This is a genomic window from Halogeometricum rufum (assembly GCF_900112175.1).
In the GTDB taxonomy this organism is placed as follows: Archaea; Halobacteriota; Halobacteria; order Halobacteriales; family Haloferacaceae; genus Halogeometricum; species Halogeometricum rufum.
Genome location: NZ_FOYT01000001.1, coordinates 838,883 through 863,937 on the forward strand (window position 1 = coordinate 838,883; position 25,055 = coordinate 863,937).

Consider the following 25,055-nt stretch of genomic DNA (forward strand, 5'->3'; position numbering starts at 1 on the left):
GCCGACGACGCCCGCGAGTGCGACCGTTCGGGCCCTGCGGCGCTTCCGCGGTCAGTAGAGAGAGAGGTCCCCGGTCACCTCGTCCACGAGGTCGTCGCGCCCCGGGCCGACGGCGAGGCAGGTAACGGTCCCTGGGTCCAGTTGCGTGTGTCCGGCGTCGCGGACGACGGCGTGCGGGAGGCCCCGGCGTTCGGCCTCGTCCGCCAGGCGGAACAGCGCCTCCTCGCCGTTCGCCTTCAGGACGACCTTCTTCTGACCGGACCCCTTCCACTCCGTCCGCGCCGTGCGGTCGGCGTCCTCGAACGCCGAGAGACTCGCGTGGGCGACCTGTGCGGCGAGTTTCCCGCGACTCATCCCGAGGTCGGCCCGCGCGACGATGGCCTGCTTCATACGGCCGCATCCCCCGTCCACGGATAAATCACTGCCGAGTCACTGTCCCTCTCCGCCCGCAACGTCGGAGGCGGCGTCCGCGTCGTCGCCACCGTCGCTCCCGCCGTCGCCGGCCACTTCCGGTTCGCTCGACCCGAGCGACGCCGCCGACTCCACCTTCGGCGTCAGCGAGTCGCCGTGGACGAGGTCGGTGAACGTGACGCGCACCACCTCGATGACGAGGACGACGACGAGGGGGAGCAGGAAGAACCCGTACCAGCCCCAGACGACGGGGCCGAGGATGTAGGCGAACAGCAGGAGCCCCGGATGCAACTGCCGCCCCGTGACGTACGGTTGGATGACGCCCTGCGGGAGGAGGTCCAGGACGACGAGACAGACGACGAAGAACCCGCCGACGAACAGGTAGTGGTTCGGCGACGTTCCCACGGCGCTGACGGCGAGGTACGCCGTGATGGGGACGTAGACGAGTTTGCTCACGACGAGGGGGATGAGGCTCGACACCCCCGAGAGCACCGCGAGTACCAGCGGCATGGGGACCGACAGCCCCGACGGAGCGACGGCGTTCGTCCCGAGGTAGACGGCGGCGGCGATGACGGCCATCGTGGCGACGAACAGCACGTTTCCGAAGTAGAGCGACTCCAGGTCGTCGTCCACCGCCGCGGCGTACTGGCCGGTCGGCGAGTCCCGTTCGGCGACGTTCGAGTGGAACCACGCGGCGATGCTGTCGTCGTCGCGCAGGAGGTAGAACCCCATCGCCAGCGCGAGCGTCAGGTGCAGCAGGCCGTTCAGGACGGTCCCGAGGACGCTCGCCGCCCGCCCGACGAGCGACGTGATCGACTGCTGGTTCAGACTGAGCGACTGCGGCGGGTTCGTGACGAGCGTCGAGAGCGTCTCCCACTGGGCCTGCGGCATCGACTGGACGCCGGTGAACCGGGTGACGAGCGACTGGACCGGCGGCGGAACGCTCCCGAGCGTCGCCTGCAGACTCGTCGCCGTGTGGACGCCGGCGTACACGAGCAACGCGAGGACGGGGAGGACGAACCCGAGCATCGTCGCGGCCGCGGTGATGCCGTCCGAGTCGGTCACGCGGCTGATTCGGTCGTACAGCGGTCGCGCCGCGTAGTAGGCGAAGACGCCCAGCACGAACGTGCCGACGAACGAGTAGACGACGAACGCGAGGACGAGGCCGAGTCCGAGGACGTACGCCCACCACCCGAGGCGAGAGCGCTCCACCGACGACGAGGACGAGAGCGACCACATCACTGCTCGGTTCGCCCGGGGCGGGGGAAGTTCTTATGCCCGTCGTACCGGAAATTAAGCCGAATCGGTCACACCGGCGTCCGGCCGAGAGGAGTGGCTTTACGTCGTCCGAACGCGCCTCCCCGAACATGATACTGTCCGACGCGGACATCCTCGAACGACTGGGCGAGGGTGACCTCGTGGTCGAACCGCTGGACGACCTCGACATGCAGGTCCAACCGGCGAGCATCGACCTCCGACTCGGCGAGGAGTTTCTGGAGTTCCAGCGGACGAACATCTCGTGCATCCACCCCAACCGCGAGGAGGAGGTGTCGAAGTACGTCCGCGAGACGCACGTTGAGGAGGGCGACGAGTTCATCCTCCACCCCGGCGACTTCGTCCTCGGGACGACCAAAGAGCGGGTGGAGATTCCGCCGGACCTCCTGGCCACCGTCGAGGGCCGGTCGTCGCTCGGCCGTCTCGCCATCGTCATCCACGCCACGGCGGGCATCGTCGATCCGGGGTACCACGGGCAGATAACGCTCGAACTGTCGAACCTCGGCACCGCGCCCGTCGCTCTCTCGCCGGGGATGCGCGTCTCGCAACTCGTCTTCACCGAACTGAAACAGCCCGCCGACCGACCGTACGGCGTCGAACGCGGCTCGAAGTACCAGGACCAGGAGGGTCCGCAGGCCTCGCGTATCGGCCACGACCCCGAGTTCGCCGCGGCCCGCGCCGACGCGGCGGACGCCGAACGTGAGTCCGGACCCGACGGGGGAACCGACTGATGCGCTTCATCGAGGAGATCGTCGTCGAGGAGTTCCTCCCGACGTTTCGCTCGATGCTCGCCGAGGAGTTGCGCGAACGCGGGTTCACCCAGCGCGAAGTCGCCGACGCCCTCGGCATCAGCCAGTCGGCCGTCTCGAAGTACGCTCACGGCGAGGTGAGCCGCAACGACCTGTTCCTCGAAGACGACCGCGTGCGGGAACTCGTCGAACGCGTCGCGGAGGGACTCTCGACTGGCGACATGACGCCCGTGCAGGCACTCGTCGAGGCGGAAGTGCTCGTCCGCCGTCTGGAGGAGGGCGACCTGCTCGCGACCCTGCACGAGGAACAGATGCCCGCACTCGCCGAGTACGACGGCGCGCTGAGCGTCCACGACCCCGACAGCACCCTCCGGACGGCCGAACGCGTCCGGTCGTCGGTCCGGCGCGGCCTCCGGACGCTGACGAACGCCAGCGGGTTCGCCGGCCTCATCCCGAACGTGGGCTCGAACCTCGCGGAGTGCCTCCCGGAGGCCGACGACATCGAGGACGTCGCGGCCATCCCCGGCCGCATCTTCGACGTGAAGGGGAAGGCGACGGTCCCCTCCGACCCCGAGTTCGGGGTGAGCGAGCACGTCGCCTCCGTCCTCCTCTCCGCGCGTGCGGCGGGCCGAGACGTCCACGGCGCCGTCAACGTCCGCTACGACCCGGACCTCGTCGATGCCCTCGAAGCCGCCGGGTACGACACGCTGGAGTTCGACCCCGACGCGCCCGAGGACCCCATCGTCGCCGCCCTCGAGGGCCGCGACGACCTGACGGACACGTTCGTCCTCTACCAGACCGGCGCGTACGGCATCGAGGCCATCACCTACGTCCTCGGCCCGGACGCGCCGACGGTGGCCCGCGCCGTCCGGACCCTCCTCACCGACTGACGATGGCGGACGGCGTCACCGCCACGCAGGAGTTCTACACCCGATACGCGGCCCTGTACGACCGGATAGCCAGACGGACGCCGGGCGTGGGGGGCCTCCGCGAGTCCGTCGCCGACGCACTCGACCCCGCACCCGGCGACACCGTCGTCGAGATGGGGTGCGGGACGGGCGCGAACTTCCCGTACCTCCGAGAGCGAGTCGGCCCCGCGGGGACCGTCGTCGGCGTGGACTTCACGCCCGGCGTCCTCGAAGTCGCCCGCGACAGGGCGCACGCGTGGGAGAACGTCCACGTCGTCCGCGGCGACGCCACCCGCCCGCCCGTCGCGGACGCCGACGCCGTCCTCGCGACGTTCGTCTCGGGGATGCTGGCGGACCCCGCCGCCGCGGTGCGGACGTGGGGTGAACTCGCCGGGCCGGGCGGCCGCCTCGCCCTCGCGGACCTCGGCCGGACGACGCGGACGCCGTTCAGACCGCTCAACGGTCTGTTCAGGGGTATCGTCCGCGCGTCGTCACCGCCGGGGACGCGAAGCCAGTTGGCGCAGTCGCCGACGGCGACGCTCGACGCCAGGCTGGTCGCCGCCCACCGCGAACTCGACGCGGTCTGCGAGGACGTCCGCCACGAGACGCGTGCGCTCGGGTTCGCTCGGGTGTCCGGCGGACGGGTTCGCGAGTAGGTCCGCCCGGCCCCGACTGCGGGCCTCCCCGGGCGCGCACTCTGCGACCGTGCGAACCAGCACCACTATACTCGACAGCGGCCTATCACTAGATGCATGTTAACAAGCACGCGGCGGGCGGTGCTCAGAGGGGTCGGCGTCGCGACGGCCGTCGGGGTCGCCGGCTGTGCCGGCGGGGGCGACGGCGGCGTGTCGGGGAGCGACTACCCGGCGATGGACGAGTGGCTGACCGAGACGGAGGTGGGTGCCGCGACCGACGGCTACGACGGTCGGGTGGCGGACCGGACGGGGAGCGACACGGTCACCGTGGCGGTCGGTGCCGAGGGCAACGGCGGCTACTTCGTCTTCGACCCGCCGGCGCTCCTCGTCTCGACGGGGACGACGGTCGAGTTCTCGTGGACCGGTCGGGGGAACCCGCACAACGTCGAGGCTGAACCGGCCGAACAGATCGGCGAGTCGGATTACGAGTTCAGTTCGGGCGAGGCGGAGGGCGGCGAGGGCGTGAAGTTCACGCAGACGCTGGACCGTGCGGGTGTCGCGCTGTACCACTGCGAACCGCACCTCTCGCTCGGGATGAAGGGCGGTATCGCCGTGGAGTGACCGACGGGCCGGCGGACGCGGGGACGGTCGTCCGCGACGGCCGTCCGCGACGTTTGCCGGCGGCGCGGCGACCGTCGAGCGTCAGTCGTCCGCGGGCGCGGGCGTCGAGAACTCCACCGCCGGCGCGTCGCGGCCGAGTTCGTCCAGAATCGACTGCGCGGCGCGCTTGCCGGAGACGAGCATCGCGCCGAACGTCGGTCCCATGCGCGGCAGGCCGTGGACGGTGGCGACGGCCATCCCCGAGGCGGCGACGCCGGGGTGGACGACGCCCGTGTGTTCGACCACCGCGTCCTCGGACTCACCGACCCACATCGAGTCGTGGCCGGGCGAGTCGTGGCCGGGTGCGCCGTACTCGTCGTCGCCCGTCTCGTCCATCCCGGTGTTGTGTTCGGCGGCGTGTTCGATGCCCGGCGCGTCGAGGACGCCCCGTTCGGACAGTTTCGAGACGACGACGGCGTCGTGGCCCGTCGCGTCCAGCACCATCTCGGACTCGACGGCGACGGGGTCCACGCAGGTGAGTTCGCGCGGGAGCGCGTGAACCGGCGTCCAGTTGAGGACGACGCCGCCGACGCGGTGGTCCTCGCGGACCACCACGTCCGTGAACTCGGTCATGTTCTGGACCGTCGCACCCGCGTCACAGGCGGCCTGAATCAGCGCCGAACAGGCGTGCGGGCCGTCCGCGACGTACAGCCCTGGTGCCTCGTCGGACTCCTCGTGGGGAACGCCCAGTTCGTCCAGTACCTGCTGTGCCGGGTCGCGCACCGTCACCTTGTTCATCAGGAACCCGCCCAGCCAGAACCCGCCGCCGAGGTAGTTGTTCTTCTCCACGATGGTCACGTCCACGTCGCGTTCGGCCAGTTCCTTCGCCGCCATCAGCCCCGACGGGCCGCCGCCGACGACGATGACCTCCGTGTCGACGCGGTCCAGGAACTCCTCGGACCAGTCGGAGGCGATGGCGCGCGTCACCTGTGCTTCGCTGACGTCCGCGAATCCGCCGAATTCGGACATACCACCTAGTGTTATTACTGGCTACTAAACAGTTTCGGCGCGCGAGGGTGGCGGGGTCGTGTGTCCGCCGCGTCCGCGCGCCGAACGACTTACTGGTTCACGTCGCTAACGGGAGACGATGACGCGACGACTCACCAGTGGGGGAATCGGCCGATGAACATGCTCGTCGACGGCGAGTGGCGGACGGACGCATACGAATCGACGAACGAGGAGGGGGAGTTCGACCGGCAGGAGACGTCGTTCCGCGACTGGATACAGGACGACGAAGACGCCGAGTTCCCGGCCGAGGCGGGTCGCTACCACCTCTACATCTCGCGGGCGTGTCCGTGGGCGCACCGCGCGGCGATGACGCGCCGCCTGAAGGGACTGGAGGACGCAATCTCGCTGTCCGTCGTCGAACCGGTCCGCATCGACGACGGCTGGGAGTTCTCCGCGGAGTACCCCGACCCTCTCTACGGCGAGGACTACCTGCGCGACGTCTACACACGCGCGGACGACGACTTCACGGGGCGAGTCACGGTGCCCGTCCTCTGGGACACGGAGACGGAGACCATCGTCAACAACGAGTCCCGCGAGATAATGCGGATGTTGAACACCGAGTTCGAGGCACACGCGAAGCACGACGTGGACCTCTGGCCCGAGGGCTCTCGCGAGGCGGTCGAAGAGATTCTCGACGACATCTACGAGCCGATAAACAACGGCGTCTACCGCGCCGGATTCGCCGGGTCTCAGGCCGCCTACGACGAGGCGGTGGACGAACTGTTCGACGCCCTCGACCGCTGGGAGTCGGTCCTCGACGACCGGCGGTTCCTCGCGGGCGACGCCCCGACGGAGGCGGACGTGGCGATGTTCGCCACGCTGATTCGATTCGACCACGTCTACCACACGCACTTCAAGTGTAACCGGCGGGCGATACACGAGTACCCGAACCTCTGGAACTACACGAAGGAACTGGCGCAACTGCCCGGCGTCGCCGAGACCATCAACCTCGACCACATCACGCGCCACTACTACGAGAGTCACGGCGACGTGAACCCCTCGCGTCTCGTCCCCACCGGCCCCGACATCGACTTCTTCGAGTCGCACGACAGGGACCGACTCCCCGCGGACCTGCCGGACGCGCTTCGCGGCGACGCGGCGCCGGCCGACGACTAGCCACCATTCTGCAGACTCGGGTCGCACTTCGCGCGACCGCTCGTTGCAAAAAGCTGGACCAAAAAGGTTCCGCGAGACTCGGCCTGACGGCCTCGCTCGCGGTACGACCGATAGCGGGACGCCGCCCCGCACTGGCGACGCCTTCTTTCTCTCCGACTCCCTAGCGACGCCATGGCAGACCGGCGCACGGGTCCGTTCGCTCGCCTCCGTCGACTCCTCGCGAGGGTCGAACCGTCGCCGCGACTCGTCGACTGGTCCATCCTCGCGTGCGTCCTGTTCGAGGTGGGGAGCGGCGTCCTCAGTTTCGGCGCGGGCGCGCCCGCGAACTGGCCCCTCTTCGAACTCCACGCCGTCGTCGGTCTCACGCTCTCTGCCCTCCTCGTCTACAAGTTCCGTCGCGTCCGCCGGCGCGTCACCGACGCGCGCCTGTGGGACCGCGCGACGGGCCTCTCCGTCCTCACCGCCGTCGTCGCCGTCTCCGCCCTCCTCACGGGGGTGTGGTGGGCGCTCGGCGGCAACGCCCGCGTCCTCACCTACTGGAACCTCCTGAACCTCCACGTCGGCCTCGGACTCCTCCTCGTCCCCCTCGTCCTCGGCCACCTCTACACTCGATTTCGGACGCCCGCGCGCGCGGACTTCGAGGGCCGACGGACCGCCCTGCAGTACGGGACGCTCCTCGTCGGCGGCGCACTCCTCCTGCGCGCGCAGGAACTCGTCGTCGCCGCTTTCGACACCGGCGGCCGAGTGCGACGGTTCACGGGGTCGAAACCGGTCGAGGACGACGGACTCGCGCCCGAGGGAGACGTGGGCGACGGCAACGCCTCCTTCCCGGTGACGAGTTGGGTCGCCGACGACCCCGACCCGGTGGACGCCGCGGCGTGGCGACTCCGCGTCGGCGGCCTGGTCGAGTCCCCGCATTCGCTCTCCGCGGCGGACCTGACCGCCGACACGGAACGGCGCGTCCTCCTCGACTGCACCAGCGGGTGGTACGCCGAACGCGACTGGCGCGGCGTCCGACTCGGGGACGTCCTCGACGCCGCGGGCCCGCACGCCGACGCCGCGTGGGTGACGGTCCACTCGGTGACGGGCTACCGCTGGTCGTTCCCCCTCGACGAGGCCCGCGAGATGCTCCTCGCCACGCACGTCGGCGGCGAACGACTCACGCACGGCCACGGCTCCCCCCTCCGCCTCGTCGCGCCCGACAGGCGCGGCTTCCAGTGGATAAAGTGGGTCGACGGCGTCGAGGTCAGGCGCCGGCGCGACCCGGCGCAGTGGCTGGCCGTGCTGGTCAGCGGTTTCGAGTGAACGGGAGCCACCGTCTTCACTAATCACAAGGCATTTCCACTACGTTTCAGACAGATGACCATGCTCGACGGTCCCGCCGGAGACTCCTTTCGATACGCACTGAACCCCGAATTGGCCAAACTGTACGGAATCACCGTTCTCGGCTATCTCGTCGCCGTACACTCACAGCGTTGGTTCGACATCGTCGGTCGCGAACCGTTGCAGAGTCTCGTCGAACTCCCGTTCCTGCTCTGCGGGTTGGCGCTGTTCTTCGGCGGATTAGTCGGCGTCCTCCACCGCGTCGTCTCGGATGCGGGCCGAATCCGAGGAGGCGGCCGAATCTGACCGTTCCCGTCCGAACCGACCACCGACGAGACGGTCCGAAGACTACGCCAACTCGCCGCCGCGAATCGCCGCTTCGGCCTCCCGCAAGGCGGCTTCGCGGTCGAACGTCTCGACGATTCGCTCCAGTTCCTCGCGGGAGGCGTCCGACAGGTCCCGGGCGTGTGCGGTGACGTTCGGCACCGCGCGGACGATGTTGTCGACGATGGGGACGGCCGCCGACTGCGCCGAGCGAGACATCGGGTTGAGGTCGACGACTATCTCGACTTTCCCCATCGCCGCCAGCGCCTCCGCCCGGTCGCCGTCTTCGAGGGGGACGAGGACCACGTCCGCCGACCCGATGCCGTCGGCGTCCACCTTCGCGCGTTCGTGGTCGAGGCCCGGGATGCGACCGTCGGCCGTGAGCCCCTTCACTTCGCTCGCTCCGTGGTCGCGCAGGTGGTCTGCGATGGCGCGGAGTCGCTCCTCGGTGCGGTTGAACAGGTTCACTTCGATGTCCGCGCCGACGGCGTCGGCGAGTTCGACCATCTCGCCGGGGACGAGTGCCGCGACGTTGCCGTTGACCGAGAGCACCGGGTGCTCGGCGAGGAGCAATCGGGCGGCCGCGGCGCGTGCGGCGGCGTCCGCCGAGGGGATGGTCTCCTCGCCGAGGAGGTAGTCGAACGCCTCGCCCCTGCCCTCGGCGATGAGGCCCTGCTTCGAGGTGATGCCCTTCTCCACGCCCTCCTCGATGCGGTGTCTCGTGAGCAACGAGAGGTATCGCGGGTGACTCTCCGGAATCTCGATGTCGCTCATGGTCGAACGTGCGCGGTCCGCCGAGAAAAACGGGACGATGCGCCGCGGGGCGTCGCCGACCGACGCCGGGTGCCGCCGACGCGGGTGCCGACGGCTACTCCGGGACGAGACTCGACCCCGCGGGGTGGACGCCGCACACCTCGGGGTCGTAGCCGGCGTCCGACAGCGCCGTCCCGAACGCGAACACCGTGTCGCCGAGCATCGCCATCGAGGCGTCGCCGCCCGCGTCGCGCACGTCGGCGACGATGGCCGCGACCCGGTCGGTCGTCAGACCCGCCTCGCGGGCGAACCGCCGCGAGAGCGACACGAGTCGCTCCGGCGTCGGGTCCGCTCGCAGGTCCGAGAGGGCGCGTTCGCCGGCGGCGGTGAGGCGCGTCGTGTCGCCCGACAGCACGTCTTCGGTCGACACCTCGCCGAACGTGACGTACTCCACCCGCGGGCGGGCCGGGACGCCGTCCATCGCGCCGTGCCCCGGCGCGCCGGGTTCGAGGCGTATCGGCAGGCCGCCGCGGGCCTGCGCCACCACGTCGCCGAGGCCCGTGCCGGCCTCCACCTCGGCGCAGTGGGCGACGTCGACGAGTTCGTTCTCCGACCGGCCGATGCCGAAGACGCGGTTGGCGGCGTAGGCCGTTCCCAGCGCCATCGCACCGCTGACGCCGAACCCGGCGCCGAGGGGAAGCGGCGTCTCCGCGTGCACCGCCGCGCCGGGGACGCCCAGCGACCGCCGGACGGCGTCCACCGGCGGCATCGAGACGGCGTCTCCGTCCAGAGTCGTCGGTCCGGGTGCGCCGCCGTCGGTCTCACCATCGTCGCTCGAATCGTCACTCGCCGTCTCTCCGCTCGTCTCGTCGCTCCGCCCGTCGGTCGCGTCGGTTCGCCGCACCGTCACGCGCACCCCGTGGGAGAGGGCGACGCCCGCGCCCCGCGACCCGGCCACCGCCGGGTCATCGTGGGGGTGGGCGCTGAAGAAGCCCGTGACGTGCCCGGGGACGAACGCCGTCGCCTCGTCGGTCATGCTCGCAGTTGGCGCGCCGACCGTTATGTCCGGTGCGGTTTCGCCGCGCGCCTGACCGCACTCACGCGACCGGTCGTCATCGGTCCGCTCGTCCGTACCGGCGTCGCTTACGTCTCGTCCGCCGAACGGTCCTCGGCGATGGGTTCGACGCGGAACACGTAGTCCTCGTAGACGCCGTCGAGGTTGGTCGGACTCTCTTCGGCGGTGTGCGCCCGGCACAGGTACGCTTCGGCCTCGACGGCGCCGTGGCCGGTCTCCTCCTGGTACCGTTCCAGAACGAGGAACGCCGCGAGTTCGTTGCAGTCGCGGCGATGGCAGGTCCGCGGCGCCTCCTCCTGCGGCGGTTCTTCCTCGTCGCCGCGTTCGAGCGACTCTTCGACGTCCCGCCGGCGTCGGCGCTTCTCGGCGTCGCGAGCCTGTTTGTCTCGTCCCTGCTTCGTGTCAGGCATACGCGTGTACACGGGGATGCGGGGGATAACGCTGTGGGGGAAACGAACGCGCTCACCGCACGCCCGCCGGTCGATTCGAGGCCCGCTATCGAGGCCCGAACTGTCGTCTTAGCCGTGGTCCACGCCGACCAGTTCCACCCGCGCGTCGGGATGTTGGTCGAGGCGTTCGGCGACGACGTCGTCGTCGCGCAGGCTCTCGAGTTGCGCCTTCGCTTCCTCCCACGTCGGCGTGCCGAGGACCGTCACCGCGTTCAGCAAGACGTTCTCGGGAACGCCGGGGCCGCGCCCGCCGCCCTCGCCGAACGCCGCCTCCGAGTCGCCCACCTCGGCGATGATGGTCTCGACGAACCGACGGACGTCGTCCTCACCCGCCAGCGCTTCGTGCCACTCGCGCGGGTAGACGCTCACGTGGTCGTCGCCGGTGGCGTACAGCCTCCCGCCGCCGACCCACGACTCGCTCTCGACCGCTTCGGCGGCGGCGGCCCGGACGTCGTCGGGAGTCACCTCGTGTCCGCCCTCCGGGAGCGCGTCGGCGTACGCGACGAGGCGGTCGACCGAGACGCCGAACGCGTTGGATTCGATGGCGACCGGGTCGTGCCGTTCGACCAGCGCCGTCAGTTCCGTCGTCACCAGGTTGTCGCCGCGGTCCGCGGCCGCGTCGACGACGTCGTCGATGAGGTCGATGTCGGTGTCGGCCATGTCAGTCGGTGGTTCGACTGTGCAGGGAAAGGTGGCACGGCCGTTCGGGGACGGGGCGTAGGTTCAAGTACGAATACGTTGTAACACAACGTATACATGCCGTCGATAAGCGCGAGAATCCCCGACGACGAACGCGACGAGTTGGAGGAAGTCGCCGAACTCCTCGGCGAGGACAAGAGCGCGACGATTCGGAAGGCGCTGGACGAGGGCTTGAAACAGATACGCGTCCGTATCGCCGCAGAGCGTTACCAGTCGGGGGAGATTTCGGTGAATCAGGCGGCCCGCGTCGCCGGTGTCTCGCTGGCAGAGTGGCTGGAGATATGTCGCGAGCGGAATCTGACGACGCAGTTGAAGCCCGAGGATATAGAGCGAGACGCGGATACGGCGCTGGACCTGTAGATGGACATCTACGTCGACGCGACGACGCTTATCTCGTTGGGGAACGTCGGGGAACTGGAACTGCTGACGAACTTCGACGGACGAATCGTCGTTCTCGATGCCGTGCGCCAAGAGGTCACTAGCCCTGCCGCCTCTGTCGAAGTCGAACGACTTCTCGATCAGGGTTCTGCCTCCAGAGCCGCCCACAAGGGTGCGTATATTCCTTCCGCCGCAGACATCCTCGGAGATGACGAACTGAACGGGGATATCGCCGTCGTTACTGCGGTTCTTCGAGCGAACGAACAGAGTAAGTCCGTGGCCGTCGTCTCTGACGACCGACGCGTCAGGACCGTCGCCGAAAATTTGGGTGCAACCGTCACCGGAACTATCGGTGTCGTCGTCCGGGCCGTTCACGAGGGGATGTCGCCCGACGAGGCAAAAGAACTCGTCCGCCGCCTCGACTCGCAGGGCCTTCATATGACGGGCGAACTCCGCGAGACGGCGTACCGTCTCGTCGACGAGGCTGCGAAAGAACACGAGGAGTGATTGCGGCGTCGCCTACGGAGAGAGCCGCTGTCGGTCCGACGAGAGTCGCTGACGCTCCTCTCGTTGGCTCGCCACGTCTTCGCCCTCCGGCGACAGCCGCTGCCGGTCTCGCGGGAACACGGTCGCGGCGAAGCCGCTCCCCGTTCCCGCTCGCCCGCGCCGCGACTCTACGGAGAGAGTCGCTGCCGGTCTCGCGGGAACAGCGAAAAGCTCGCTTCGCTCGCTTTTCTGGCCCCCGCGCTCGTCGTCGCGGCGTCGCCTACGGCGACAGCCGCTGCCGGTCTCGCGGGAACACGGTCGCGGCGAAGCCGCTCCCAGTTCCCGCTCGCCCGCGCCGCGACTCTACGGAGAGAGCCGCTGCCGGTCTCGCGGGAACAACACCGCTTCCCGGATGTTGTCGAGTCCGAGCATCGTCATCACGAGACGCTCGCCGCCGAGGCCCCAGCCCGCGTGCGGAGGCATGCCGTACTTGAACATCTTCGTGTAGTACTCGAACTGGTCGGGGTCGAGCCCTTGCTGTTCGAAGCCGGCCACGAGGTGGTCGTAGCGGTGTTCACGCTGACCGCCGGAGACGAGTTCCATCCGCGGGTGCATCATGTCGAAGCCCGTCGAGAGCTGCTCGTCGTCGTCGTGGTCCTTGATGTAGAACGGCTTTATCTCGGAGGGCCAGTCGGTGATGAAGTAGTGCTCGCCGACGTCCTCGCCGAGCGCTCGCTCCGCCTCGGTGGACAGGTCGTCGCCCCACACGAGTTGCACGTCGAGTGCGCCCGTGGCGTTGACGCGTTCGATGGCCTCCTCGTAGCTGAGACGCGGGAACTCGCCCTCGGGCACCTCGAACTCCTCGTCCAGACCGAGCAGTTCGAGTTCGCGTTCGCAGTTCTCGGCGACGCCCTCGTAGGCGGCCTTGACGACGTGTTCGCAGGCGTCCATCGCCTCCGTGTGGTCGTAGAACGCCGACTCGAAGTCGATGGACGTGGCCTCGTTCAGGTGCCGCGGCGTGTTGTGCTCCTCCGCGCGGAAGATGGGGCCCACCTCGAAGACGCGTTCGAGACCCGAGCCGACCATGAGCTGTTTGAACAACTGCGGCGACTGGTTCATGAACGCCTCTTTGCCGAAGTACGTGATGGGGAACAGCTCCGTGCCGCCCTCGGTGCCGGTGGCGACTATCTTCGGCGTGTTGATCTCCGTCGCGTTGAGGCCGCGGAAGGCGTCGCGGACCGAGCGGAGAATCTCCGCCCGAATCTCGAAGATGGCCTTCACCTCGTCCTTTCGGAGGTCGAGCGTCCGGTTGTCGAGTCGCGTCGAGAGTTCGGCGTCGACCTTTCCCGAGGGGTCGAGGGGGAGTTGCGTGTCCGCCTCGGCCATCACGTCGATGCTCTCCGGGACGATTTCGACGCCCGTGGGCGCGCGAGGCTCCTCCTTCACGTCGCCCGTGACGGAGACGACGCTCTCGCGGGCGACGTCGAGGCCCGTCTCGACGAGGTCCTCGTCCATCTCGTCCTTCTCGAGTTTGATCTGTATCTTGCCGCTCTTGTCGCGCAGGATGAGGAAGGCGATGCCCCCGAGGTCGCGCACCTCGTGGACCCACCCCGCGACGGTGACGCTGTCGCCGGGCGCCGCGTCTGCCGTGTAGGTACGGTTCTGCATGTGCCGTGATTCCGGCCGCCCGGTCTTAAAAACGGTCGTTTCGGACTGCCGACCGCGCCGGAACCACACGTTCGATGCGGCACGACGCGGCCCGTCCGCTCGCTCGCTGACTCGCGTCTCCTCGCCTGAAGGTATATGTAGGGAGACGGGGCCAGACGGCTCACCGATGTTCGACGCACTCGCCGACCGCGCACCGTTCGACGCCGACCGGACAGACACGCTCCTCGTGGGGACGCTCCTCACCCTCGCGACGGCCTCGGCGCCCGTCGTCGGACTCCTCGTCCTCGGCTACGCCGTCCGCACGACGCGTCGGCGGGCGCGCGGTGAGGGCCTCCCGGCGTTCGACGACTGGCGCGCTCTCGCCGGCGACGGCGTCCGCGCCGCCGCCGCGACGAGCGTACTCCACCTCCCGGCGGCCGCCGTCGTCGCCGTCGTCGGCCTCGACCGGATGCTCCGCGGCGCGTCGTCGCTGGCGTACCTGAGTCACTACGCGCTCTCGCCGGACTACGGAGCGGTGGCCGCCATCGCCGCCGTCGCCCTCCTCGAACTGGTCGCCGGCTACCTCTCGGTTGCGACGCTGGTCGGCCTCGCCCGCACGGGGGCCGTGGACGCCCGCCTCCCGTCCGTGGTCGCCGAACTCGTCCGAGACCCCCGGTTCGGCCGCGCGTTCGGCCTCACCCTCGCCGTCGGCGGCGGCGCCCGCCTCGCGCGACTCGCACTCGCGACGCTCCCGGTCGTGGGCGAACCGCTCGGCGCGTTCGTCTCGTTCGTCGGCGTCGTCGTCGCGGCGTCCGTCCTCGCGAGCGTCGTCGACGGCCGCGACGACCGACTCGCGTCCGCCGCCGAGGCCCTCGGCCGCGACGGCGTCGATTCCGACGGCTACCGCTCGAACGCCTGATGGACGCCGACGCGCCCGACGAGGTGCCGGAGGACGACGCGGACGGTCGACGAGTCGGCGAGACTGCGAGGAGAGACGTGTAGGGGAAAGGAGTGCCGTAGAGACCGAGAGCGGTCCGGAACCACTCTCGGCGCTCACGTCGCTGCGACGCCGCGCCGCGACCTTACGCTTCGGCGCGTTCCTTCATCGCGTCGCGCGCGCCCTCGACGGTCTCTCGCACCGCGTCGACGCCCTCGTCGTGGAGGAGGTCGCCGACCACGACGACGTCCGTGTGCTGACCCATCTCGTACGCGGAGTCGTAGTCGTGGATGCCGCCGCCGTAGAACAGCGTGCAGTCGTCCAGCGCGTCGTGTGCCGCCTGCACCTTCTCGGTGTCGCCGAACGTGCCCGAGTACTCTACGTACACGATCTCTTGGCCGAACATCCGCTCTGCGACGGCGGCGTAGGAGGCGACGTCGTCCACGGCGAGGTCGCAGTTGGCGTCGGTCAGTTGGGCGACGGACGCCTCGGGGTTGAGGACGATGTACGCCTCGGTGTGCGTCCGCTCCCAGTCCATGCCGTTCTCGATGCGGACCCACTCCTTGTGGGCACCCGTGATCCAGAAGGCGTCCTTGGCGTTGAACACCGTCGGGATGAGGTAGCCGTCAAGCGCCTCGTCGTCGACGACGACGCCGGGGTTCGACGGCTCCTGATACAGGGGGACGTCGTACTCCGCGCAGGCATCCACGACGCGTTGCATCTTGTCCGCGGTGATGTCGAGGGTGCCGCCGATTTCGATGGCGTCCGTGCCGGTCCGGCAGACGTCCTCGAACGTCTCGTCTCCCACGAGGTCTTTGTCTGGGTCCACTTTGAGGACGTGGTTCCAGTCGGTCCAAGGCCCGGTCATTGGGCGTACTACCACCGGGGAGCGATAAAAATGGCGCGGATGAGATGTCTCTCTGCAGATGGTGAAGTTGGTCGAACAGTCGTTCTCGGCATCGCGGAGACGTCCGAGCGACGAACTCCTCTTTCGCCCCGGAGACACCGTCTCGTACGAAAATCGCGGCGCGATTTTCGGCCGACGACCGAGCGGAGTGAGCGAAGCGAACGAAGCGAGGGAGGAGCGCTTTTGGCCGAGCTTTTGCCGAGGGCCAGCTTGCTGGCCCGCAGCGCAAAAGGTCGTAGTTAATCCGCCGCCGACTGCCACTTCCGGACCGTGTCGGGACCCACGCCGTCCATCAGGTCCGCCAGCGCGTCGGGTTCGGCCTCCTTCAGCGAGGGAACGTCCTCGACGCCGGCGGCCTTCAGTTTCTCGGCCGTCTTCTCGCCGATGCCCTTCACGCTCTCCAGTTCCGAGCCGTCGACCTGTTCGGCCTGGTACTCCCGGTAGTTGCAGATGGGACAGCCCAGGTCCCACGGTTCCCTGTCGCTGTCGCCGTAGGTGATGCGAATCTTCGGCAGGTCGTGTTCCTCGCACTCCTCGTCGGTCACCTCGATGTCGCCGCGACGGGGGAGGGGCAGCGAGTAGTCGCAGTCGGGATAGCGCGTACAGCCGACCAGTCGGGACCCCGACCGGAGGCGCTTGATGGCGAGTTCGCCGCCGTGTTCGCCTTCGACGGCTTCACCGTCTCCGTCTCGCGGCGTCTCCGACGCTGCGCCTTCCCCACACTCCGGACACGCGCCGATGACGAGGTCCTCCTCCTCGTCGGCCTCCTCGGCCTTGCAGAGCGGACAGCCGTGGACGAACGTCTTCCGGCCGGCGAGCATCTTGATGTGGCTCAGCCCGTGTTCCTCGCACTCCTCGTCCATGATGAGCGGTTTGCCCGTGGAGGGCAGGGGGAGCGTGTACGTGCAGTCGGGGTAGCCGTCACAGCCGATGAAGTACGACCCGCGGCGACTCTTCCGAATCACCAGGTCGTGGTCGGACTCGGGACACGTGCCGACCGTCTTGTCCGCCTTCAGCGACTTCTGGAGGTGTTTGCCGACCTCCTCGCCGGACTCCATCAGCCCCTCGAACACGTCCTCGAGAATCTCGCGGGACTCCTCGGTCACGTCGTCGAGGGTGGCCTCGCCGCGCGCGATGGCCTGCATGTCCGCCTCCAACTGGGCGGTCATCTCTTCGGACACGATGAGTTCGGCGAACTCCTCGGACGCCTCGACGACGGCGCGGGCCAGTCGGGTCGGCCGCGGCGGGTCGCTCTCGATGTAGTTGCGGTCGTACAGTTTCTGGATGACGTCGTGCCGCGTCGCCTTCGTCCCGATACCCATCTGCTCCATCGTCTCGATGAGGCGCGACTGGCCGTAGCGACGGGGCGGTTGGGTCTGCTTGGCCTCCATCTCCGTGTCGGTGACGGCGAGTGCCTCGCCCTCCTCCACGTCGGGGACGAACGACTCGCTGGAGTTGAAGTAGGGGTACACCTCGTGGTAGCCGGCCTTCACGAGACGCTTGCCGTTGGCCTTCAGCGACAGGCCGCCCGCGTCGGCGACGACGCGCAGGTGTTCCCACTTCGCGGACTCCGCGACGGTGGCGAAGAAGCGCCGAACGACGAGTTCGTACACCTCCCACTCGTCCTCGGTGAGGTCAGCGCGCGAGGGGAGTTCGCCCGTCGGGTGAATCGGCGGGTGGTCGGTCGTCTCCTCGTCGCCCGCGGTTGGCTCTATCTCCTCCTGTTCGAGGAGCGTCTGCGCGTCCTCGCCGAACGTCCGGTTGGCGGTGAACTCGTCGAGGAGTTCCCGCGGGTCGAGGTCTTCGGGGTAGACGGTGTTGTCCGTCCGCGGGTAGGTCATGTAACCCGCGGTGTAGAGGTCCTCCGCGATGCTCATCGCTCGCTGGGCGGAGTAGCCGAGCGACCCCGCGGCGCGGATGAACTGCGTCGTGTTGAACGGCGCGGGCGGGTCGTCCGTCCGGGTGCGACGGCGGACCGACGTGACGGTGGCCGTCTCGACGTTCCGGAGGGTCTCGTAGGCCTCCTCGGCCGCCTCGCCGTCCCAGACGCGTTCGGCCTCGTTGCCGTCCTCGTCGAGGTAGAAGTACTGCGCCTCGAACGACTCCTCGTCCCGAGCGGACTCGTCCGCTCGGGGGTCAGCCGAGGGCTCCTCGGTGGAGTCTTTCTGCAGGTCGGCGAACAGTTCCCAGTAGTCCTCGGGGTCGAACGCGTCTATCTCGCGTTCGCGGTCCACGATGAGTTTCAGCGTCGGCCCCTGCACCCGGCCGACGGAGATGAAGTCGTCGCCGAGTTGCCGGGCGGACAGGGAGAGAAAGCGCGTGAGGGCGGCGCCCCAGACGAGGTCCACTATCTGCCGCGCCTCGCCCGCCGCCGCGAGGTCGAAGTCCAGTTCGTCGGGGTTCTCGAACGCCTCGGTCACCTCGCGGTCGGTGATGGAGGAGAAGCGCACCCGGTCGACGGGCACGTCCTCGTTCACCTCCCGCACGAGTTCGTACGCCTCCTTGCCGATGAGTTCGCCCTCGCGGTCGTAGTCGGTGGCGATGACGACGCGACTGGCGTGCCGAGACAGGCGGCGCAGGGCCGCGACGATGTTCTCCTGCGTCGGGTGTTTGTCGATGGGCGCGTCGATGAGTTCGACCGGTTCCACGTCGCGCCAGTCGTTGTACTCCGGGGGGAAGTCGACGCCGACGACGTGGCCCGACAGGCCGATGCAGCGCTTGCCACCCCACTTGTAGACGTTGACGCCGTTGACTCGGTCGGACTCGGCGGACTCGCCGCTCAGGATGTCGGCGATGCGCCGGGCGGCGTTGTCCTTCTCGGTGATGATGAGTTCGGGGCCCTTACTCATTGGCCGGCGATATGCGAGGGCGTGGCCTAAACCTTTCGCGCCGATTCCGCGGAAATCGCCGGCCAGCGCGGGCGTGCGAGCGAACGTGCGTGCGGGCGAACGTGTGTGCGATGCGACGTGCAGAGGTGCATGCGTCGCGGCGTGGTGCGGAATGCGGTGCGGGAGAGACGACGCGGACGGGGTGGCGGGCGCCGACGACGGGGAGAGGGGCGCATCCACGACGAGGCAACCGGCAACGGGGGACCGTTCCCCAACGCATAGGTAGCGGCACGTGGTGTTGCACGTACCGTGTCCGACCGCGAGAGCCGAATCGACGTGACCGAGGGAGCGGTGACGCCGAAACTCCTCTCCCTGTCGTGGCCCCTCGTCGCGGGCAACCTCCTGCAGACGTTCTACAATCTCGCGGACATGTTTTGGGTCGGTCGCGTCGGGTCGGAGGCCGTCGCCGCCGTCTCGCTGATGTTCCCCACCGCGTGGATGTTCGTCTCCGTCGCGATGGGCGTCACCGCGGCCGCGGTGGCTCTCGTCTCCCAGCACGTCGGCGCGGGCGACGACAGGGCGGCGGAACGAGTCGTCGGCCAGACGCTCCTGCTCGCCGTCGCCGTCGGCGTCCTCCTCGGTATCGTCGGCTACCTCGGGAGACACCCGTTGCTCGCCCTCATCGGCGCGGAGGGCCGCGTCTACACCGAAGCGCTCGCCTACGCCGAAGTGCTGTTCGTGACGCTGCCGTTCACGTTCGTCTTCTTCGCGTTCCGCGCCGTCCTGCGCGGCGCGGGCGACACCCGGACGGCGATGTGGCTGGTGGTCGTCAGCGCCGGCCTCAACGTCGTTCTCGACCCGCTCTTCATCCTCGGCTGGGGCTCCCTCGGCGTCGAGGCGATGGGGACGCGCGGTGCCGCCGTCGCGACACTCGTCGCGCGCGTCGTCGCCGCCGTCGCCGGCCTCGCCATCCTCCTGCACGGCGGGTGGGGGGCGCGCCTCCGCCTGCCCGACTTGCGCCCGGACCCCGCGCTCCTCCGGAAACTCGTCGACGTGGGCTACCCGGCGACGCTGGACGGTCTCGCGCGGAGTTTCGCCGCCGTCGCCCTCGCCGCCCTCGTCGCCCGGTTCGGCGCCGTCGCCACCGCCGCCTACGGCATCGGTCTGCGCCTCATGTCCGTCTCCTGGACCGTCAGCGGTGCGGTGGGGCAGGCCGCGGCGACGGGCGTCGGCCAGAATCTCGGCGCGGGCACGCCGGACCGCGCGGCGGAGGTGACGTGGAAGGCGACGGCGGGGACGATGGCGATTCTCGGCGCCGTCGGCGCCGTGGTCTGGGCGTTCCCCGCCGTCTTCGTGCGCGTGTTCATCGGCGACGCCGCCGTCGTCGCCGCCGGCGTCGAGATGCTCACGATAGTCGCCCCGTTCTGGGCGTTCCTCGGCGGACTGATGGTGATCCAGGGCGCGTTCCGGGGCGCGGGTCGGACCCGCATCTCGATGGCGCTGTCGCTGATTTCGCGGTGGGTCGTCCGCTTCCCGGCGGCGTTCGTCCTCGCGTACGCGCTCTCGTGGGGCGTCACCGGGCTCTGGTGGGCGCTATCGCTGTCGGGCGTCGTCACGTTCGCCGTCGGCTGTCTGTGGTTCCTCCGCGGCGATTGGCGCTCCGCCGTCGTCGGGAGCGCCGACGAAGACGCGTCCGACGACGCTCGACAGGACGACGAGGACGCGCCGTCCGTCGCCGACTGAGGCCGGTCAGCGCGCCAGAGTCTCCCGTTTCCCAGAAAAAGTGACAAGTAGATGTATGTCCCACGTTCACGCATGTCGCACACACCAGACCTCCCCGAGGAGTACGTCTGTACCGGCTGTCACGCCATCTACGCCGGGACGGTGTCTAACGACGGCGACACCCACCGCTTCGAGGCGCCGGACGAGTGCGCGGCCTGCGGTTCGACGGCGTTCGTACCGCTCGAACAGTACGTTCACGAGGCGAGTGCGTAAGCGGGACGTGGGGTTCACCGGGCGTGGGGGCGGTCCACCGGACGTGAGAGCCGAGACGGACCGCCCGTAGATTCATCCCTCTGGCGGCCCACGGTCGAGCGATGGCTGGCGAGTCCGCGGCCGTACGATGGGTGAATCTGGGCGTCCGGTTCGGACTGGAGATGGGGGCGTTGGCCGCCCTCGCGTACTGGGGAGTCCGAACCGGTGACGGTCTGCCCGCGCAGGTGGGTCTGGGACTCGGCGCTCCCCTCCTCGCGGCCGTCGTGTGGGGACTGTTCGTCGCGCCGAAGGCCCGGTTCACGCTCGCGCCGGTCGCTCGACTCGGCGTCGGACTCGGGGTGTTCGCCGCGGCGGCGGCCGCCCTCGTCGTCTCCGGGTTTCCGACGCTCGGCGTCGCGTACGGGGCCGTCGCACTCGTCAACAGCGTGTGGGTGTACGCGAACGGCGACCTGTGACGGGTCGTCGGAAGGCGGTGATCTGTGACGGGTCGTCGGAAGGCGGTGATCTGTGACGGGTCGTCGGAAGGCGGCGACGGACGGGGCTACTCGTCCAGTTCGTCGCGGAGCATCTGGTTCACGTCGCCGGGGTCGGCGCTCCCGCCGGTCTTCTGCATCACCTGACCGACGAGGAAGTTGATGGCGCCGCCCTCGCCCGCGTGGTAGTCCGCGACGGCGTCGGGGTTCTCCTCGATGGCCGCCGAGACGGCGGTGACGACTTCGTCGTCGTCGGCCGCGCCCAGCCCCTCTGCCTCGACGATTTCGTCGGGCGCGTCGCCCTCGTCCAGCATCCGGCGGAGCACTATCTCCTCGGCGTTCTTCGTCGTAATCTCCCCCTCGGCGACGAGTTCCACGAGTCGGGTGAACTCGTCCAGTCGGTGGGTCACGTCCGTAATCTGCATGTCGCGGTAGTTGAGTTCGCCGAGGAGGTTGTCGGCCACCCACGTCGCCGCGAGGTCCGGGTCGAACTCCTCGGCCACGTCCTCGTAGAAGTCGGCGACTTCCTTCGTGGAGGTGAGCTTCGACGCCGACTCGGCGTCCAGTCCGTACTCCGCCTGGAAGCGTTCGCGGCGGGCGTCGGGGAGTTCCGGGATGTCGATTCGCTCCTTCCAGTCGGCGACTTCGAGAGGCGGGAGGTCGGCCTCGCGGAAGTAGCGGTAGTCCTTCTCCTCCTCCTTCGAGCGCATCGAGACGGTGATGCCTCGCGACTCGTCCCAGTGGCGCGTCTCCTGTTCGACGGCGCGGCCGCGTTCGATGGCGTTCTTCTGCCGCGTCACCTCGTAGGCGAGGGCCTTCTCCGCGCCCTTGTGGCTGGAGATGTTCTTCACCTCGGTGCGGTTCGCCGACGCGAGGGCGTCCTCGGAGATAGAGCCGTCGTCGGCCACTTCGTCGTCGGGCACCATCGAGATGTTCGCGTCGATGCGGAGCGACCCGTCGCGCGTCGCGTCGAAGACGCCCAGATACTCCAGCACCTCCTCCAACTTCGCGAGGAACGCCCGCGTCTCCTGCGGACTGCGGAAGTCCGGCTTGGTGACGATCTCCATCAGGGGCGTCCCCGCGCGGTTGTAGTTGACGAGCGTGTAGTCCGCGGTGTCGATGCTCCCGCCCTTGTGCTGGAGGCTCCCGGGGTCTTCCTCCAGGTGGGCGCGTTCGATGCCCACCTCGCGGCGGTCGCCCTCGACGGACACCTCCAGCGTCCCGTCGGCGCAGATGGGGGCGTCGTACTGCGTTATCTGGAAGTTCTTCGGCAGGTCGGGGTAGTAGTAGTTCTTCCGGTGGAAGCGGGTCTGCTCGGCGACGGTGGCGTCGAGCGCCTTCCCCACCTTGACGGCCGCCTCGACGGCCCCTTCGTTCAGGACGGGCAGTGCGCCGGGGAGTCCGAGACAGACCGGGCACGTCCGCGTGTTCGGTTCCTCGTCCTCGGCCGCGTCGGTCGAACACCCGCAGAATATCTTGGTGTCCGTTTCGAGCTGGACGTGGACCTCCAGCCCGATGACGGTGGCGAGGTCGCGCTGAGAGAGCGCCTTCGCGGTCATTAGGCGCGATTTGGCGTCAGGCGGCTAAAGAGTAACGGGAAGCGCCGCGCGGCCGTCGGCCGACGCTGCCCGGTCAGCGGACGAACAGCAACTACATGTCCCGACCCGGCGTCCGACCGTCGTATGAGCCTGCGGTACTTCGAGATAGCCGAAGCCGACCACCGGATTCAGAACCCCCTCTCCGAGGAGAAGCTGCGACTGTTGGGCGACGTCTGCGGGGTCTCGGCGGACACGACGTTGCTCGACCTCGCCTGCGGGAAGGGCGAGTTGCTGAGTCGGTGGGCGGCGCGGCACGGCGCCGCCGGGACTGGAGTGGACGTCAGCGACGTCTTCCTCGCTGCGGCCCGCGAACGCGCGGCGGACCTCGGCGTCGCCGACCGCGTCGCGTTCGTTCGCGAGGACGCCGCCGAGTACCCGGTGGCGGACCACGACGCGGACGTGGTGAGTTGCCTCGGCGCGACGTGGATCGGCGGCGGGCTTCGGGGGACGCTCCGCCTCCTCGCGCCCGCGACCCGAGACGAGTCCAGTTTCGTCCTCGTGGGCGAACCGTACTGGACCGAAGAGCCGCCGGCCGAAGCCGTCAGCGCCCTCGCGGACGGCGACCGGGACCGCTACGGTACCCTGCCGGAGGTCCTCGACCGGGTGGCGGCCGAGGGGTTCGACCTCGTGGAGATGGTCCTCGCGGACGGCGACGACTGGGACCGGTACGAGGCGCGCCACTGGAAGACGGTCGACGAGTGGCTCCGAGCGAACCCGGACCACCCAGACGCCGCGGACCTGCGCGCGCGGCGCGACGAGAGCCGGCGGGAGTACCTGACGTACGGGCGCCGGTACTTCGGCTGGGGGGTGTTCGTCCTGCGCAGAGCGCCGGTCTGAGTCGTCCGCCGCCGACGCCCGGGACGACCGACTCCCGCCGCGAGTCCGAGTCGGCGCCGCCCGTCCCGACAAGCGCAAGCTATTCATTCCCGAGATGCGACGCGTTCACAGACACAGATGCGCCCATCGTTCGGTTCGCCGCCCGTCGAAGTCGTCCGCGACGTGGCGTTCGCCTCGCCGCCGGAGCGACCCCTCTCGCTCGACGTCTACCGCCCGGCCGGCGGGTCGGGCGCGAGACGGGCGCTCGTCGTTCTCCTGCACGGCGGCGGCTGGCACGCGGGCGACCGACGCGACCTGACGCAGGTGGCGCTCTCCTTGGCCGAACGTCGGTTCGCCTGCGCCGTCCCGGAGTTCCGGTCGAGTCGCGAGGCGACGTTCCCGGCGGCGATACGCGACGTGAAGGCGGCGATTCGGTGGTGCCGCGCCCACGCCGACGCCGTCGGCGTCGCACCGGACCGCGTCGCCACCTTCGGTCCCTCGACGGGGGCCCACCTCGCGGTGCTGGCCGCCCTCACGGGCGACGACCCGCGCCTCGCGCCCGACCCGAGCCACGTCTCCGACGCCGTCGCCGACGCCTCCGACGCGGTGGCCGCGACGGTGGGCGTCGGCGGACTCTACAACTTCGAACACACGCCCGACCGGGCCGAACTGACGGCGTTCCTCGGCGGGTCCCGCAGCGACGTTCCGGAGCGCTACGAACTCGCGTCGCCCTCCACGCACCTCGACGGCGGCGGGCCGCCGACGCTCCTCCTCCACGGCGGCGACGACGACGTGTTGCCCGCGATGGCCTCCGAACTGTTCTACGACGGCCTCGAAGACGCGGGCGTCGACGCGGAGTGCGTCGTCGCCGACGGCGTCGGCCACCGCGTCCTCGACGAGCAGTTCGACTGGGTGCTCGACTGGTCCGAGGGATTCCTCGACAGACACCTCCGGTAGACCGCCGGAGACGGCCACTGAAGGCGGAACTGACGGGGGACCGGCGCGCCGCCGCCGGACCGCGCCGCGTCGTGACTCCCAACTGTCACATCGCGTCTGTATGTCTGACGTACGTTTATGTGTAAGCGGCCGGGGAATACACGCATGAGTAACCGGGTGGAGGAACTCGAGTCGAAAGTCGCGGAACTGCAGGCCGCCGTCAACGGCCTGACCGAGGAACTGGTCGAGACGAAAGAGCGCGTTCGTCTCCTCGAAGACCAGGTCGAAGTGGACCTCACGGCGGGGACCCGCCCCGTGGGCCACGCGCCCTCCCAACCGGACGCCGACGCGGAACCGCAGCGAACCGAACAGACCGAACGGGCCGGTACCGACGAGAGCCGAGGGGCCGAGGAGGCCGACGAGGAGAGCGACCCGCACCTCCGCGAGTCGCCGGCACAGGCGCAGTCCCGGGCCGCGACGTCCCAACAGCCCTCCGACGACGCGAGCTTCATCGACGCGGACGCCGACGCGGACGCGACCGAACCGCCGGTCGAGACGACCGAGGAACCGGACGAACCCGCGGACGACGAAGTCAAGTCCGACGAAGCCGACGGTGAGGACGAGGCGGAGTCGGCCGAAGACGACAGCGATATCATCGTCGCGTAACTG

27 protein-coding genes are annotated in these 25,055 nt (G+C 69.3%); 16 read left to right on the forward strand and 11 right to left on the reverse strand.

The annotated features are described in order from the left end of the window. Positions 1–51: 51 nt before the first annotated feature. Both pth2 and BM310_RS04395 read right to left on the reverse strand, forming a co-directional pair. Complete coding sequence (gene pth2, locus BM310_RS04390; protein ID WP_089804968.1) at positions 52–390, reverse strand: peptidyl-tRNA hydrolase Pth2; 339 nt, start codon at positions 388–390, stop codon at positions 52–54. Positions 391–429: 39 nt separating this feature from the next. Continuing rightward, positions 430–1,650: an AI-2E family transporter gene (locus tag BM310_RS04395; RefSeq protein ID WP_089804970.1), complete on the reverse strand. Its 1,221-nt coding sequence runs from the start codon at positions 1,648–1,650 to the stop codon at positions 430–432. A 128-nt stretch (positions 1,651–1,778) separates the two neighbouring features. On the opposite strand from BM310_RS04395, the gene dcd reads away from it, so the two are divergent. The 4 genes from dcd to BM310_RS04415 all read left to right on the forward strand — a co-directional run bounded on the left by dcd (position 1,779) and on the right by BM310_RS04415 (position 4,599). After that, a complete protein-coding gene (dcd, locus tag BM310_RS04400) occupies positions 1,779–2,417 on the forward strand; it encodes a dCTP deaminase (protein ID WP_089804972.1) in 639 nt (212 codons plus the stop codon). Next, entirely contained in the window at positions 2,417–3,325 is a 909-nt protein-coding gene (locus tag BM310_RS04405) for a thiamine-phosphate synthase family protein (protein WP_089804974.1), read from the forward strand. Before dcd ends, BM310_RS04405 begins: the two co-directional genes overlap by 1 nt. A gap of 2 nt (positions 3,326–3,327) precedes the next feature. Continuing rightward, positions 3,328–3,999 carry a class I SAM-dependent methyltransferase gene (locus BM310_RS04410; RefSeq protein ID WP_089804976.1) on the forward strand — a complete coding sequence of 224 codons (672 nt, stop codon included), beginning with the start codon at positions 3,328–3,330 and terminating at the stop codon, positions 3,997–3,999. Between the two features lie 96 nt (positions 4,000–4,095). Then, a complete protein-coding gene (locus BM310_RS04415) occupies positions 4,096–4,599 on the forward strand; it encodes a halocyanin domain-containing protein (protein ID WP_089804977.1) in 504 nt (167 codons plus the stop codon). Positions 4,600–4,680: 81 nt separating this feature from the next. Here BM310_RS04415 and BM310_RS04420 read toward each other — a convergent pair whose 3' ends face one another. Then, positions 4,681–5,607: a sulfide-dependent adenosine diphosphate thiazole synthase gene (locus BM310_RS04420; protein ID WP_089804979.1), complete on the reverse strand. Its 927-nt coding sequence runs from the start codon at positions 5,605–5,607 to the stop codon at positions 4,681–4,683. Positions 5,608–5,760: 153 nt separating this feature from the next. Between BM310_RS04420 and BM310_RS04425 the strand changes: the two genes are divergently transcribed. The 3 genes from BM310_RS04425 (at position 5,761) to BM310_RS04435 (ending at position 8,391) form a co-directional block, all read left to right on the forward strand. Further along, entirely contained in the window at positions 5,761–6,762 is a 1,002-nt protein-coding gene (locus BM310_RS04425) for a glutathione S-transferase family protein (protein ID WP_089804981.1), read from the forward strand. Between the two features lie 171 nt (positions 6,763–6,933). Then, complete coding sequence (locus BM310_RS04430; RefSeq protein WP_089804984.1) at positions 6,934–8,067, forward strand: molybdopterin-dependent oxidoreductase; 1,134 nt, start codon at positions 6,934–6,936, stop codon at positions 8,065–8,067. 60 nt (positions 8,068–8,127) lie between these two features. Next, a complete protein-coding gene (locus BM310_RS04435) occupies positions 8,128–8,391 on the forward strand; it encodes a hypothetical protein (RefSeq protein ID WP_089807010.1) in 264 nt (87 codons plus the stop codon). A 42-nt stretch (positions 8,392–8,433) separates the two neighbouring features. Here the strand turns inward: BM310_RS04435 and BM310_RS04440 are convergent, their stop codons facing one another. The 4 genes from BM310_RS04440 to BM310_RS04455 form a co-directional block, all read right to left on the reverse strand. Beyond that, complete coding sequence (locus tag BM310_RS04440; RefSeq protein WP_089804986.1) at positions 8,434–9,183, reverse strand: 4-phosphopantoate--beta-alanine ligase; 750 nt, start codon at positions 9,181–9,183, stop codon at positions 8,434–8,436. 94 nt (positions 9,184–9,277) lie between these two features. Further along, positions 9,278–10,198: a pantoate kinase gene (locus tag BM310_RS04445; RefSeq protein WP_089804988.1), complete on the reverse strand. Its 921-nt coding sequence runs from the start codon at positions 10,196–10,198 to the stop codon at positions 9,278–9,280. A 107-nt stretch (positions 10,199–10,305) separates the two neighbouring features. After that, complete coding sequence (locus tag BM310_RS04450) at positions 10,306–10,647, reverse strand: hypothetical protein (RefSeq protein ID WP_089804990.1); 342 nt, start codon at positions 10,645–10,647, stop codon at positions 10,306–10,308. Positions 10,648–10,755: 108 nt separating this feature from the next. Then, positions 10,756–11,346: a hypothetical protein gene (locus tag BM310_RS04455; RefSeq protein WP_089804992.1), complete on the reverse strand. Its 591-nt coding sequence runs from the start codon at positions 11,344–11,346 to the stop codon at positions 10,756–10,758. 96 nt (positions 11,347–11,442) lie between these two features. Between BM310_RS04455 and BM310_RS04460 the strand changes: the two genes are divergently transcribed. Both BM310_RS04460 and BM310_RS04465 read left to right on the forward strand, forming a co-directional pair. Continuing rightward, positions 11,443–11,745 (forward strand): UPF0175 family protein, encoded by a 303-nt coding sequence (locus BM310_RS04460; protein ID WP_089804994.1) that lies wholly within the window; start codon positions 11,443–11,445, stop codon positions 11,743–11,745. Then, entirely contained in the window at positions 11,746–12,270 is a 525-nt protein-coding gene (locus BM310_RS04465) for a hypothetical protein (RefSeq protein ID WP_089804996.1), read from the forward strand. Positions 12,271–12,612: 342 nt separating this feature from the next. On the opposite strand, the gene aspS is transcribed toward BM310_RS04465, so the two are convergent. Further along, positions 12,613–13,917 carry an aspartate--tRNA(Asn) ligase gene (gene aspS / locus BM310_RS04470; RefSeq protein ID WP_089804998.1) on the reverse strand — a complete coding sequence of 435 codons (1,305 nt, stop codon included), beginning with the start codon at positions 13,915–13,917 and terminating at the stop codon, positions 12,613–12,615. A 166-nt stretch (positions 13,918–14,083) separates the two neighbouring features. On the opposite strand from aspS, the gene BM310_RS04475 reads away from it, so the two are divergent. Beyond that, positions 14,084–14,815: a DUF4013 domain-containing protein gene (locus BM310_RS04475; RefSeq protein ID WP_089805000.1), complete on the forward strand. Its 732-nt coding sequence runs from the start codon at positions 14,084–14,086 to the stop codon at positions 14,813–14,815. Positions 14,816–14,978: 163 nt separating this feature from the next. On the opposite strand, the gene BM310_RS04480 is transcribed toward BM310_RS04475, so the two are convergent. Both BM310_RS04480 and BM310_RS04485 read right to left on the reverse strand, forming a co-directional pair. After that, a complete protein-coding gene (locus BM310_RS04480; RefSeq protein WP_089805002.1) occupies positions 14,979–15,701 on the reverse strand; it encodes a phosphoglycerol geranylgeranyltransferase in 723 nt (240 codons plus the stop codon). 278 nt (positions 15,702–15,979) lie between these two features. Further along, complete coding sequence (locus tag BM310_RS04485; RefSeq protein ID WP_089805004.1) at positions 15,980–18,589, reverse strand: DNA topoisomerase I; 2,610 nt, start codon at positions 18,587–18,589, stop codon at positions 15,980–15,982. A gap of 288 nt (positions 18,590–18,877) precedes the next feature. Here BM310_RS04485 and BM310_RS04490 point away from each other — a divergent pair, with 288 nt between their 5' ends. From BM310_RS04490 to BM310_RS04500, 3 genes are all read left to right on the forward strand, one after another. Further along, positions 18,878–20,311, forward strand: a complete 1,434-nt coding sequence (locus BM310_RS04490) for an MATE family efflux transporter (RefSeq protein WP_245778429.1) — start codon at positions 18,878–18,880, stop codon at positions 20,309–20,311. A gap of 72 nt (positions 20,312–20,383) precedes the next feature. Continuing rightward, a complete protein-coding gene (locus tag BM310_RS04495; protein ID WP_089805006.1) occupies positions 20,384–20,563 on the forward strand; it encodes a hypothetical protein in 180 nt (59 codons plus the stop codon). Between the two features lie 101 nt (positions 20,564–20,664). Further along, complete coding sequence (locus BM310_RS04500; protein ID WP_089805008.1) at positions 20,665–21,018, forward strand: YrdB family protein; 354 nt, start codon at positions 20,665–20,667, stop codon at positions 21,016–21,018. A gap of 86 nt (positions 21,019–21,104) precedes the next feature. Here the strand turns inward: BM310_RS04500 and gatB are convergent, their stop codons facing one another. Then, positions 21,105–22,595 (reverse strand): Asp-tRNA(Asn)/Glu-tRNA(Gln) amidotransferase subunit GatB, encoded by a 1,491-nt coding sequence (gene gatB, locus BM310_RS04505; RefSeq protein ID WP_089805010.1) that lies wholly within the window; start codon positions 22,593–22,595, stop codon positions 21,105–21,107. Between the two features lie 123 nt (positions 22,596–22,718). On the opposite strand from gatB, the gene BM310_RS04510 reads away from it, so the two are divergent. The 3 genes from BM310_RS04510 to BM310_RS04520 all read left to right on the forward strand — a co-directional run bounded on the left by BM310_RS04510 (position 22,719) and on the right by BM310_RS04520 (position 25,052). Next, positions 22,719–23,471, forward strand: coding sequence for an SAM-dependent methyltransferase (locus tag BM310_RS04510; protein ID WP_089805012.1), 753 nt, complete (start codon positions 22,719–22,721; stop codon positions 23,469–23,471). Positions 23,472–23,588: 117 nt separating this feature from the next. After that, entirely contained in the window at positions 23,589–24,407 is an 819-nt protein-coding gene (locus BM310_RS04515; RefSeq protein WP_089805013.1) for an alpha/beta hydrolase, read from the forward strand. 144 nt (positions 24,408–24,551) lie between these two features. Further along, positions 24,552–25,052 carry a DUF7518 family protein gene (locus tag BM310_RS04520; protein WP_177232527.1) on the forward strand — a complete coding sequence of 167 codons (501 nt, stop codon included), beginning with the start codon at positions 24,552–24,554 and terminating at the stop codon, positions 25,050–25,052. The last annotated feature ends 3 nt before the right edge of the window (positions 25,053–25,055 follow it).